General features: G+C 41.3%; 13 protein-coding genes and 2 other RNA genes. 14 read left to right on the top strand and 1 reads right to left on the bottom strand.

From position 1 onward, the window contains the following. Nucleotides 1–34: 34 nt before the first annotated feature. From KH400_RS05550 to KH400_RS05615, 14 genes are all read left to right on the top strand, one after another. Nucleotides 35–433 (top strand): reverse transcriptase-like protein, encoded by a 399-nt coding sequence (locus KH400_RS05550; protein ID WP_217222756.1) that lies wholly within the window; start codon nt 35–37, stop codon nt 431–433. 85 nt (nt 434–518) lie between these two features. Continuing rightward, nucleotides 519–908, top strand: an RNA gene (gene rnpB / locus KH400_RS05555) — RNase P RNA component class B. Nucleotides 909–1,013: 105 nt separating this feature from the next. After that, nucleotides 1,014–1,404, top strand: an RNA gene (gene rnpB / locus KH400_RS05560) — RNase P RNA component class B. A 147-nt stretch (nt 1,405–1,551) separates the two neighbouring features. Then, on the top strand, nt 1,552–2,688 hold the full coding sequence (locus tag KH400_RS05565; RefSeq protein WP_217222758.1) for a THUMP domain-containing class I SAM-dependent RNA methyltransferase: 1,137 nt from the start codon (nt 1,552–1,554) through the stop codon (nt 2,686–2,688). A 155-nt stretch (nt 2,689–2,843) separates the two neighbouring features. Beyond that, a complete protein-coding gene (locus tag KH400_RS05570; RefSeq protein WP_217222759.1) occupies nt 2,844–3,263 on the top strand; it encodes a YuzC family spore coat inner layer protein in 420 nt (139 codons plus the stop codon). A gap of 433 nt (nt 3,264–3,696) precedes the next feature. Further along, nucleotides 3,697–4,743, top strand: a complete 1,047-nt coding sequence (locus KH400_RS05575) for a rod shape-determining protein (RefSeq protein WP_217222761.1) — start codon at nt 3,697–3,699, stop codon at nt 4,741–4,743. A 212-nt stretch (nt 4,744–4,955) separates the two neighbouring features. After that, entirely contained in the window at nt 4,956–5,381 is a 426-nt protein-coding gene (locus KH400_RS05580) for a hotdog family protein (RefSeq protein ID WP_217222763.1), read from the top strand. Nucleotides 5,382–5,390: 9 nt separating this feature from the next. Then, entirely contained in the window at nt 5,391–6,740 is a 1,350-nt protein-coding gene (locus KH400_RS05585) for a sigma-54 interaction domain-containing protein (RefSeq protein ID WP_217222765.1), read from the top strand. Nucleotides 6,741–7,024: 284 nt separating this feature from the next. Next, a complete protein-coding gene (locus KH400_RS05590) occupies nt 7,025–8,179 on the top strand; it encodes an acyl-CoA dehydrogenase family protein (RefSeq protein ID WP_217222767.1) in 1,155 nt (384 codons plus the stop codon). Nucleotides 8,180–8,196: 17 nt separating this feature from the next. Continuing rightward, nucleotides 8,197–8,589, top strand: coding sequence for a hotdog family protein (locus KH400_RS05595; protein WP_217222769.1), 393 nt, complete (start codon nt 8,197–8,199; stop codon nt 8,587–8,589). Nucleotides 8,590–8,600: 11 nt separating this feature from the next. Further along, the gene (gene menB / locus KH400_RS05600; protein ID WP_217222771.1) at nt 8,601–9,398 is read left to right on the top strand and encodes a 1,4-dihydroxy-2-naphthoyl-CoA synthase; all 798 of its coding nucleotides are present in this window, start codon (nt 8,601–8,603) and stop codon (nt 9,396–9,398) included. Between the two features lie 36 nt (nt 9,399–9,434). After that, nucleotides 9,435–11,066 carry an AMP-binding protein gene (locus tag KH400_RS05605; protein ID WP_217223125.1) on the top strand — a complete coding sequence of 544 codons (1,632 nt, stop codon included), beginning with the start codon at nt 9,435–9,437 and terminating at the stop codon, nt 11,064–11,066. Between the two features lie 33 nt (nt 11,067–11,099). Then, the gene (locus KH400_RS05610; RefSeq protein ID WP_217222773.1) at nt 11,100–11,846 is read left to right on the top strand and encodes an SDR family NAD(P)-dependent oxidoreductase; all 747 of its coding nucleotides are present in this window, start codon (nt 11,100–11,102) and stop codon (nt 11,844–11,846) included. Between the two features lie 270 nt (nt 11,847–12,116). After that, the gene (locus KH400_RS05615) at nt 12,117–12,380 is read left to right on the top strand and encodes a DUF2564 family protein (RefSeq protein WP_217222774.1); all 264 of its coding nucleotides are present in this window, start codon (nt 12,117–12,119) and stop codon (nt 12,378–12,380) included. Nucleotides 12,381–12,439: 59 nt separating this feature from the next. Here the strand turns inward: KH400_RS05615 and KH400_RS05620 are convergent, their stop codons facing one another. Further along, nucleotides 12,440–12,748 carry an iron-sulfur cluster biosynthesis family protein gene (locus KH400_RS05620; protein WP_217222776.1) on the bottom strand — a complete coding sequence of 103 codons (309 nt, stop codon included), beginning with the start codon at nt 12,746–12,748 and terminating at the stop codon, nt 12,440–12,442. Nucleotides 12,749–12,890: the final 142 nt, after the last annotated feature.

Below are 12,890 nucleotides of genomic sequence, written 5' to 3' on the forward strand. Positions count from 1 at the left end.
GATTAAATAGGCAATAAATTGGAGGAGATTGTTATTGGTTGAAGTATATATCGATGGGGCAAGTGCCGGGAATCCTGGACCTTCAGGGGCAGGGATCTTTATCAAAAGAGAAAATGGCGAAGTCAACCGCCATACGATTCCATTAGGTACGATGTCTAACCATGAAGCGGAATACTACGCGTTATTACATGCTCTAGACATTTGCATACATGAAGGGATAACGACCGTTTCGTTTCGTACCGATTCACAATTAATTGACGCAGCGATAGAAAAGCGTTATGTAAAGAACCAAACCTACAAACCTCTGCTTGATGAAGCATTAGCAAAAATTGAGCAACTCGAACTCTTTTTTATGAAATGGGTACCAAGTAAACAAAACCGAGCGGACGAGTTATCAAAACGTGCGATCCAATTAAATCAAACCACTGAGTAAGTGAATGGAAACAATTCCCGCTTGAACTTACGTAGAACTCTAAGCTATACTTACTATTGTCAACAGCGAGAGATAAAATTTAATAACGTTCAGGTAATCGCTACATCTTTTGATGTAGAGGAAAGTCCATGCTCGCACGACCTGAGATGGTCGTAGTGTTCGTGCCTAGCGAAACAATAAGCTAGGGTAGTTCGGTTTCGACTGAACTAACGGCAAGGAAAGCACCTAAGTCATTCCGATATGGTGTGAATCCTTTGAAAGTGCCACAGTGACGTAGCTCCTTCAGAAATGGAGGAGGTGGAACGAGGTAAACCCCTCGAGCGAGAAACCCAAATTTGGTAGGGGCACCTTCTTGACGGAATTCAACGAAGACAGAAGGACAGGTGATCGGTTTCACCTGTAGACAGATGATTGCCACCGGAGTACGAGGGTCATTCCGTTTGTAGTACGATGGGACAAAACATGGCTTATCGAACGTTATTTATCGAGTTTTATCTTGTAGACTTACAACAGAAATTACCACTTGCTTAATGTGAGTGTAATCGTTATAATAGAATATGTCTTTAATCATAAGCGTAAAGCGTTCAGGTAATCGCTGCATCTTTTGATGTAGAGGAAAGTCCATGCTCGCACGACCTGAGATGGTCGTAGTGTTCGTGCCTAGCGAAATAATAAGCTAGGGTAGTTCGGTTTCAACTGAACTAACGGCAAGGAAAGCACCTAAGTCATTCCGATATGGTGTGAATCCTTTGAAAGTGCCACAGTGACGTAGCTCTTTCAGAAATGAAAGAGGTGGAACGAGGTAAACCCCTCGAGCGAGAAACCCAAAATTTGGTAGGGGCACCTTCTTGACGGAACTCAACGAAGACAGAAGGACAGGTGATCCATTTCACCTGTAGACAGATGATTGCCACCGGAGTACGAGGGTCATTCCGTTTGTAGTACGATGGGACAAAACATGGCTTATCGAGCGCTTTTTATGATTATGATTACAGCAAGCCCTTATCCGTAAAGGGCTTTTTTATTTGCCTTAAAAGCACCGTTTGTATTCACTACATAGAACGATTATAATAGGGGAAGCATGTTTAAAATGGAATCGAATAACAAGGAGTTTACACATGGGAAAAGTTACGTTAATAGCAACCGCAACAATGGGACTTGAAGCATTAGTTGCACAAGAAGTACGCGATTTAGGATATGAAAATGTTCAAGTTGACAATGGAAAAGTTACATATGAAGCAGACGAAAGCGCTATATGTCGCTCAAATTTATGGTTACGAACAGCTGATCGAGTCAAGCTAAAGGTCGGTGAATTTAAAGCCTTTACGTTTGATGAACTATTCGAGAAAACAAAAAAATTACCATGGGCAGATCTTATTCCGGAGAATGGCGAATTTCCAGTTATCGGTCGTTCTGTAAAATCAAAATTATTTAGTGTGTCTGACTGTCAAGCGATCGTAAAGAAAGCAGTCGTTGAAAGTATGAAGAAACGGTATAAAACAGACTGGTTCAAAGAAGATGGTGCACTATACCGTATTGAAGTTGCTCTTCATAAAGATGTTGCCACATTAACCATTGATACAACTGGTACTGGATTACATAAACGTGGCTACCGCTATTTACATAGTCAAGCCCCATTAAAGGAAACGTTAGCTGCAGCGATGATTAAGCTCACAAATTGGCATCCAGACCGACCACTTGCAGATCCGTTTTGTGGGTCAGGGACGCTTCCAATTGAAGCTGCACTTATTGGTCAGAATATCGCCCCTGGCTTCAATAGAGAATTTGTCTCTGAAGACTGGAGCTGGATTGGGGATGACCGTTGGAACAAAGCCCGTCAAGAGGTAGAAGACCTTGCGAACTACGATCAGCCATTGCAAATTTTTGGTTCAGATATTGACCACAAAATGGTTGAATTAGCAAAGAACAATTCAATGGAAGCTGGTTTAGGAGATCTAATTCAATATAAGCAAATGCAAGTAAAAGACTTTCGAACCAATTTAGAATATGGATGCCTTGTTGCGAATCCGCCTTACGGAGAACGGCTTGGAGAACGTGAACAAGTTGAACAAATGTATCAAGATATGGGTGAAAATTTTAAGCGACTTGATACATGGTCATTCTATGTTCTTACCTCACATGAGGGATTTGAAAATCTTTACGGTAAGAAAGCTACAAAGAAACGGAAACTTTACAACGGAAATATCAAAACAGACTATTACCAATATTGGGGGCCAAGGCCTCCGAAAAAGTAACCGAAATAAAAGAGTCACTTCAAAGGTATGCACCTTTTGAAGTGACTCTTTTTTAGGTCAAACAATCCTCAAAATAAACAATGTTAATCATGATGAACATGGATATGCTTTGATACATAAAGTGAACTATCGTAAGAAACAGGAGGAGATTCGCTATGTATGGTTATTATCTATATCCGTTCGCTCTGCCTTCGATGTATCTCCCTGCTACACGTATGTGCTTCCATCCACAGGTAATAAGGTATGATCCGATTTATAACCAAAATCGTCGTAGGAAACGTCCCTTCCCAGACGTTGATCCTTCATCATTTATGGACTCCGCCTCAGCGTCCCAGCAATTGCTTGACAGTGCTAGTAGGCTAACAACCGCGATTTCAAATGACCGGGAATTCTCTCATCAAATCATGGATGCTGCCCAGCGATCGGATTTCGATGAGGTTGATCGTCTGATTAAAGAGGTCGGCATTCCAACAGAGGTCAAAACATCTTTTAACCCAGATCTTGTTACCTTTGAAATGAATCAGGAGGTAAACGGTATGCACTGTTGTCGTCTTGTGATGAGGCTTCGTTGGTAAATGGTGAACGTTTCCCTTTGTAAAGGGTGTTCAAAAAATCCGATAAAGATGACTGTCGATGTTCTTCGTATGCTTGCTCGTGCGATAATTAGTATACGTTCTGCGGCTCCTAGCTACACCTCTTAAACGTTCGACACACAGGACGTTGCGACTTTAGCTGGCGGTTCTTTTTGTCCTCCTTTTAACAATATTCACCTATTATTTTTTAAAAATTCCTCCATACAATATGACTGCCTTACTTTTTTAGGAGGAATTATATTTATTGTACAAATCATCGAGACAAGCTTAATACTTGGAATGTCACTTTTTACCGAAAAAGAAAACACAAATAAACAAGGAAATTATTCTTTATTTCCCATATAAAACATAAAATGAAGTGATTTTAGATCTTACCAAGAGGTTTAAAACAATTTAATAGGTAAGGGGAAATGATATGTTTGGGAGATATAACATAGGTATCGATTTAGGGACAGCAAACACATTGGTGTACGTCAAAGGCAACGGTATTGTCGTACGTGAACCATCGATCGTGGCCAAAAATATGCATACCGGAACGGTTGAGGCCATCGGTTTAAAAGCAAAACAATTAACGGACCGTACTTCATCCCATATTGTTTCCGTCCGACCGATGCAATCCGGTGTCATTGCCGATTACGACACTGCCGCAACGATGATACGTTATTTTATGAAAAAAGCATTTGAGAATAAAGGGAAGCTATTGAACGTTATGAATTGGCGAAAGTCGAATGTCATGATTTGTGTCCCTGTTGGTACGACACCAGTAGAAAAACGGGCCATCCATGAAGCTGCTAAACAAGCAGGGGCTCACAACGTCTATACAATTGAAGAACCATTCGCAGCTGCCATGGGGGCCTCACTTCCTGTTTGGGAGCCAAACGGTAGCATGGTGATTGATATTGGCGGAGGTTCAACAGAAGTTGGTGTCCTTTCTTACGGTGGCATTGTCACGAGCTCATCATTACGAATTGCAGGCGATGATATGGATGAAGCGATTATTCAACATGTAAAGAAAAAATATAACATTTGGATCGGAAAGCAAACAGCCGAAACGTTAAAGATCGAAATTGGCAGTGCGATGAAACCAGATAAAGATGAATATAAAGAAATTAGAGGCCTTGATTTAGTGACAGGGTTACCAAAAATTGTATCTGTTTCATCTACCGATATTTACGAAGCACTCATTGTGATTACGAATGCAATCGTTGAAATTGTCAAAAATACCTTAGAAAAAATCCCTCCGGAATTGGCTTCAGATGTCATCGACCAAGGGGTTGTGCTAGCAGGTGGAGGAGCCCTTTTGAGACGATTGAACACTTTAATTAGTGATGAAATTTTAATTCCGGTCCATGTTTCTGAATCACCACTTGATTGCGTTGCGGTCGGAACAGGATCCGCTTTTGAACACCTAGACCTGATTCAATCAACAATTGATAGTAAAAATAAGGAGCTGTCCCATTAGTGACTGCTCACCTTATAAGTACAATCAATACATGTTCCATTGTACATGAGGTGACTGTTCCGTACCTGGGACAGCTTCCTTTTTATTAAAAAGACTTGCAATAGTGTTAACCTGAATAACTATTGAATTTCGAAAACAATCACGTTATAGTTGAATTATGTGACTGCTGAATATTTTAAATATTTAAAATAATTAACAAAAGGTAGGATGCTATGAGTATAACAATTAATGATATGTTTATTGGGCAAGTGGCGAGTCACCGGCGAGCCTTTACTGAAACAGACGTGAAGTTATGTAATGAATTAACTCAAGATTTTAGTCCTGTATATCACGTAAACGAAAACGTGTGGAAGTGTTATTATGAAAAGCCGATCGTTCCAGGTTTACTTACAGAAGGCTTAATTACACAAGTAATTAGCCAAAAGCTTCCTGGCAGTGCCTCCATTTTACTACAAAAAGAGCTAATTTATTATCACCCCGTTCATGTTGGTGATGAGATCACCGCTGAACTGGAAGTGATTGATATCAATGAGGCACGAAATTGGGTTACACAAAAAGTCACTTGCTTTAACCAACAAGGTAATGAAGTGATTAAAGGGCAAGTTGTCATCCTCGTTTTAGAAACTGAAAGTAATTAGGTGGTTTTCATGGAAGAAATCAAAAGTAGACCAAACTCGGTGGAAACATGGGGTTATCTGACTGCTGATGAAAAAGGTATCATTCTTGAAGCAAGCCCGGATTATTGTGACCATTTTTCAGTTAAAAAGGAAGAAATCGTTGGGACTAAGATTCAACAACTCCTCAAAGAAACCTCAGCGATTAGGCCTACAGAAAGAAAACGCAAGAAAGTCATTTTTGCGAGGGTGCTTGGCTATGCTTGCTTGCTACGAATTCACCAACAAAACAACACGTTTATTTACTCGGTTATTTTCCGCGAAGATGAAGTGAACCTTTATGAAGTCCATGCATTCATGAATGCGATTGAATCGAAGAATAGATCAACAAAATCAACTTCGAACAACCATTATACTTTTGGCGACATTATTGAAGGCAGTCCGTCCATGGCACATACGAAAGAATTGGCAGCCCGAATCGCAGCAAGCCACTCCACGGTATTAATTACAGGTGAAAGTGGAACTGGGAAAGAGCTTTTTGCTCAGGCGATTCATCAATTAAGTGCAAGGAAAAAACAGCCCTTTGTGGCGGTTAACTGTGCAGCAATTCCAGATGAACTATTTGAATCGGAAGTCTTTGGTTACGAGTCAGGTGCCTTTAGCGGGGCAAAAAAGGGAGGAAAGCCAGGGAAAATTGAGCTAGCTCAACACGGAACCCTGTTTTTAGACGAAATTTCTGAACTCCCGTACCAGGCGCAGGGGAAATTATTACGCGTCCTCCAAGAGCGTGAAGTTGAGAGGCTTGGTGGCGTCGGGAGTAAATACGTAGACATTCGTATTGTCGCTGCAACCAACCGAGATTTACATACGCTTGTGCAGGAGGGGGAATTCCGCCAAGATTTATTTTACCGCTTATACGTATTTGAACTAAGAATCCCACCCTTAAGACAGCGAAGAGAAGATATACTCCCTTTATGTGATCATTTCATTGAATCCTTCAACAAACAAATTGGTAAGCAAGTAACAACCCTTTCTGAGGATATGAAGGAACGCATCGTCAATTATGATTGGCCTGGAAATGTTCGTGAACTAAAAGCGTTTATTGAACGTGGCATGAACATTGTTGAGGGGGATACGCTAACAGCTGAAAGTTTATTTTTATCTCCCGTCATAAATCTTCCTCATCCATCTGTCGAACCAAATGACCCGCCACCTCTAACACTTGATCTCAAAAAAGCTGTTGAACAAGCCGAGATTACAACGATAAAACAAGCATTAAAGGAAGCTGATGGAGACCGATCAGTCGCTTCTCAAAAGCTCAACATTCATTTAGCTAGTCTCTACCGCAAAATTGCAAAATATAAGCTGAAAGAGCGTGTTTAAAAAGTCTGTTCAGACGGAGGAAAAACAGCCTATTCGAACAGACTTTTAATAACTAACAAACCGCCAAGGGGCTTTCCGGTATGTACCTTATCACCTCAGTTAGGTGTCTGATACATGTCTGGACAGCTCCTTATTTTTATTGTCATATGTATCGATTCGCATATTAGATTTGCAGAATTTCGAAATATTATCTGTATTGCGAAAATGTTCCGATGAAAGCGTTGTTAGATCAGGATTTACACTTGGCATGGTCCTTGCAATATAGACAGGTGAGGAGGGATAAAATGGTAAGTTTTTCTTTTAGTGAGGAACAAGAAGACTTTCGTTCCATGTTAAGAAACTTTTCAATGAATGAGCTGCTCCCACACTATACAACCTGGGACAGAGAACATACACATCCAAGACATCTCTGGGAGAAGCTCGGTGAATTAGGTGTCAATGGTCTGCGCGTTCCGGAACAATTCGGGGGCAGTGCGGCTGATTGCGTAACGACCGGGATAGCCGCTGAAGAAATTGGTCGTGGAGATTTCAACTTAACGTACGCGGTGATGTTAAATGCTCTCGTTTCAGAAATTATTAACAACCATGCGACTGAACAATTAAAACAAACATGGCTCCCGCAAATTGCCTCAGGTGAAAGTATTGTTGGGATCGCCATTACAGAGCCTTCAGCAGGGACAGATGCTGCGGGGATCCGTTCCACTGCCGTTAAAAAGGGAGGCCATTATGTCATAAATGGCGAAAAGTCCGGGATCAGTGTAGCAACGATTGGAGATGCCTTTATAGTCTTTGCAAAAACTGACATCCACTCCGGAAGTAAAGGGATCAGTGCATTTGTCATCCCTACCGAGCTTGACGGAGTAGAATGTCGAGGCTATGACGATATGGGCAATGTACCGATTGGAAGAGGCTCACTATACTTATCCGATGTACACGTACCAGAAGAAAACCTGATCGGACTTGAAAACAATGGATTCATCCAGGTCATGAATGGATTTGACTTAAGCCGCCTACTCATTGGGCTTCAGTGCGTCGGTGCCGCATTGCAGAGCATCGATGAAACGATTGAACATGTGAAGACGAGGCATGCATTCGGAAAACCATTGGCAAAGTTTCAAGGCGTATCGTTTCCAATAGTTACTCATTCTACCCAGCTAGAGTTAATCAAATGGCAGGCCTATCGCGGGCTCTGGTTACGTGATCAAGACTTGAAGCACTCCGGTGAAGCATCATCAGTGAAATGGCTTGGACCTAAATATAGCCAAGAAGCGATTCATGAATGCATGCTCTTAAATGGTCATTATGCGTATACAAAAGAAATGCCACTTGAGCAAAGGTTACGTGATGTCATTGGTTTAGAAATCGGGGACGGCACAGCCCAGGTGAATCAACTCGTGATTGCACGGGATCTATTCGGAAAAGAATTCCGTCCTTATTAAGTGGAAGCTTTGTTGAGATGAATCGGGTGTTTACAGGCAAAGTTTCACGAATAAAGAAAACGATTAGCCAACAACAAGTCGTGCAATGGAAAGAGCTTACATTTGATTTTAATCAGATTTATGAAAAACGCAATTCTAAGCATGAACCTCTCATTCCTGGCATTGTATGTGAGGCCTTAATTAGTGAAGCGATTAGCAAAGAAATGAGCGGTCATTCTTATGTGATTTTAGAAAAAGAATTAATTTTCTTACACCCCGTTTCAGTTGGAAACACGATCACCGTGGAACTCGAAACCACCAATGTGAACACCGAACGAGATTGGATTACAGAAAAAATTCGTTGCTTAAATGAAGCGGGCAAAGAAGTGATTAGAGGAAGAGTTATTGTCAAGACAAAAAAACATAACTAGGAGGAATTGATATGGAACTAACAGATGTGATGTATGAAAAGAAAAATGGTATCGCCACGATTACGATCAATCGTCCCGAAGTGTACAATGCGTTTCGTGGTCAAACCGTCAAAGAATTAATTGCAGCGTTTAGAGACGCTTGGGATGATAATCGAATTGGTGCAGTGATTTTAACAGGTGCAGGTGAAAAAGCGTTTTGTACAGGAGGCGATCAAAAGAATAAAGGCGATAGTGGCTACGACGGTTCCGGTGGTTTAGGAGGTGGCATCGGTCTTGAAATCGAAGGGCTGCATCATACGATTCGAGCGATACCAAAGCCTGTTATCGCTGCCGTTAACGGCTATGCCATTGGTGGTGGTCATGTTCTTCATGTCATCTGTGACCTAACCATTGCCTCTGAAAATGCCATTTTTGGGCAAAGCGGACCTAAGGTGGGCAGCTATGATGCTGGTCTTGGCACGGCCTACTTAGCTCGAATTGTCGGCGAGAAAAAGGCAAGAGAAATTTGGTACTTATGTGAAAAATATAGCGCTGAGGAAGCAAGAGAGATGGGGCTCGTGAATAAAATCGTCCCACAAAGTGAACTGCTCGCAGCAGCAGAAGAATGGGCGGCAAAAATTGTTGAAAAAAGTCCAACTGCCATTAAAATGCTTAAGTCTTCCTTTAACGCTGACACCGCCAATATCGAAGGCATTTCTCAGCTAGCGATGGCAAGTCTATCGATGTTTTATCAAACAGATGAATCCGCAGAAGGCAGAAATGCTTTTATAGAAAAGCGACCGGTTGATTTTACAAAGTTCCGCAAGTAAAACGAAGGTCTTACATTAAAGGGGGAGATGTACTTGATGAGTTTTGAAACGATTTTAACGGATGAGTACCTTAAAACCTATGAGTCTGACTGGCCAAATCGAACGATTCTAGATTATTTATGGACAGCAATAGAAAAGGACCCCGACAAAGTAGCGATTATTGATAAAAAAAGCCGCTATACGTACGAACAGCTAGGAAAGCTCGTCGACCGTGTTGCCCTTGGATTACTTGAACTCGGTTTAAAAAAAGGAGATGTCGTCTCTTTTCAACTCCCTAATTGGAATGAGTTTGTTATTTTACACTTTGCAGCAACTAGAATCGGTGCGATCAGTAACCCACTGATCCCTATTTATCGCGACCGTGAAATCGGTTTCATGGTGAAGCTTGCTGAATCAAAAATGATTGTTGTTCCTGATGAATTCCGTGGTTTTAACTATCCAGAAATGATCGAACGACTTATGCCTGAGTGGCCGAATATGGAACACATCTATGTAGTTGGAGAAAACGTACCATCTGGAATGAAATCATTCGACTCTCTCACTCAAGTGCCATGGGAAGAGAAGAAAAATCCAGCGCTATTAGACGATATCACGCTAGACCCAAATGAACTCACCGAGATCGTCTTTACATCAGGTACAACCGGAGAACCTAAGGGAGTCATGCACACTCATAATACGGTTACACTTTCATCGCTCCTATGGATTGATCATTTATCATTAACCTCTGAAGATACGATATTTATGGCCTCCACCTTTGCTCATCAGACGGGTTTTCTATACGGTGTTCGATTACCTGTGATGCATGGAGGCACAGCCGTATATCAAGATGTATGGAACCCAAAAGAGTTCATTGAATTAATTGAGAAAAAAAAGATTACGTTCACTACGGCGGCGACACCATTTTTACAAGATACACTTCAGGTAGAAGATATTGAACAATATGATTTAAGCTCGTTTCGGTATTTTATAGCGATCGGAGCCCCGATCCCACGAACGTTAGTAAAGCAAGCAGCAGAGCAACTCCCTGGTCAGATTCTATCTGGTTGGGGCCAAACCGAAAACGGGTTAGTCACACTAACACTTGCGAATGATACCGAGGAAAAACTAACGTCGACTGATGGTAAACCATTTTCGGTGATGGAACTAAAAGTCGTTGATGAAGATGGTGAAACGGTTCCAGCCAACACCGAAGGAAGTTTACTTTGTCGAGGACCTGCCTTATTTGTTGGCTATTTAAAACGAATGAAGAAAACGAATGCCGAATTTAGTGCGGATTGGTTTGTCACTGGCGATCGTGCGGTGATGGATGAAGATGGGTACATTCGGATTACGGGACGCGATAAAGACATTATCATTCGAGGCGGTGAAAACATCCCTGTTGCCTATATTGAAAACATTATCTATGAACATCCAGATGTATCCGTCGTCCAAATTGTTGCGATGCCAGACGAACGTTTACAAGAAAAGGCGTGTGCCTTCATCAGTATGGAAAAAGGAAAAACACCGCTTACTCTTGATGCATTGAAACAATTTTTAGCAAAAAAGGGCGTGGCTAAACAATATTGGCCGGAAAAAGTGGAAATTGTCGATGACTTTCCAAGGACACCAAGTGGAAAGATCCAGAAGTTCCGCCTACGAAAAATGATTTCGGAAAAGCTTAGTCAATAATTCATCTATGAAAATCTTTGAGGAGGGGTCGAAATGGAAAAACGAGTAGCATTTATCACAGGAGCAGGTAGCGGCATCGGTAGAGAGATTGCTAAATTACTAGCCTTGCGTTCAATGAAAATTATCGTGGCAGACATCAATATCGAAAATGCAGAAGAGACGGTCGCAATGATCCAACAAAACGAAGGGGAAGCGATGGCTGTCCATTGCGATGTTTCGAGTTTAGATCGTGTAAAAACAGCTGTCGAAGAGTCGATCAGTATGTATAACAAAGTTGATGTATTAGTCAATAATGCCGGATGGGATAAGGTTGAGCCCTTTTTAAAAAGTGAGCCAGACACATGGAAAAGAATCGTTGATATTAATTTGATGGGTCAAGTGCATACATGTAAAGAAATTTTGCCCCATATGATTGATAATGGGTACGGAAAAGTCGTAAATATTGCTTCTGACGCCGCTCGAGTCGGTTCATCAGGTGAGGCTGTCTATTCTGCTGCCAAAGGTGGCGTGATGGCATTTACTAAAACACTTGCTAGAGAAATGGCACGTCATAAAATCAATGTGAATTGTGTTGCCCCTGGACCGAGTAACACACCGCTAATTGAAGAAATCGGGTCCTATAATGAAGGTCTTGTCGGTGCCCTAGAGAAAGCCATTCCTTTCCGGCGATTGGCCCAACCAGACGATATTGCTGGTGCTGTTGCCTATTTTGTCTCTGATGAAGCAGACTACGTCACAGGGCAAACATTATCTGTTAGCGGTGGGTTAACAATGGTGTAAAAAAATAGTTAAGCAATATCCGTTAAAACGACTAGGCACAGCTGTGATATTACAGGTACGATTCTCTTTTGTTATCCCCTTATTCAGGTTGGATCACCGGCCAAGTCATTTCTGTACATGGCGGACACTCCATGTTTGGTTAAGTTTACTTATATAGAGAATTTTGACAGTCCTAAACAGGTTAAAGTACCAAATAGGACTGTCACATTTTTTATAAGAATATTTTAGGCATGTTTTAGTCATGATAATAAGAGTAGGAGGGATGTAATCATGACAAATAATGGTGCACAATACGGCTATAACGACCTAAAACAAGTAGAAATGGCAATAAAATCCGCCCAGCGTATGGTAGGACAAGCGACAATGAGTATGGATGAAGATCAATTACACGCAGCAACTGATGCATTAAACCAAGCGAAACAGCAATATCAACACGCACTGTCACACCAAACCGGTGTCGATGAACAATTCTTTGAAATTTCCTCTGAACTCATTGATCGAATTGATGAACAGCTAAAAGAAGCCAAACAATAAAACAAAAAGGAGCCTTCGCTATGGTTTGACCTTAAACGAACGGCTCCTTAGTTACAATGTCATGACGAACCCGGGTGATTTAGATCATCAATCGCTGAATTTTCAAAGCTTACAAAATCCATATCGTCATTATAATCGATCGTCATTCCGTCTAGGTACCAAAAATCATCCTCCGTCACAAAGAACTTTGCGTCTTGCTTTTCAATGATATATGATGATTCACTTGGTTGCTCCTTCATCACACCAACTGAAAACCCACCTGATCCAACTCCGCCGACTCTCACATAAAAACGTAACGACTCACCAGGTTGTAAAGGTATTTCTTCTTTATAAAAACGTGCCGCTTCATCGGTAATTGTAAATTTCACAAAACCCCTCCTGTGTATTCACTTCCGTTACAAGGATAACAAAAATCACAGATAAATAAAACGAATGAATAGCCATGTAGGTCGAACCTTCGTTATAATGAATACAGCAATTCCATAACTAATACATAGATGACTTAGTGAA

It is taken from the genome of Desertibacillus haloalkaliphilus (assembly GCF_019039105.1).
Taxonomy (GTDB): domain Bacteria; phylum Bacillota; class Bacilli; order Bacillales; family KJ1-10-99; genus Desertibacillus; species Desertibacillus haloalkaliphilus.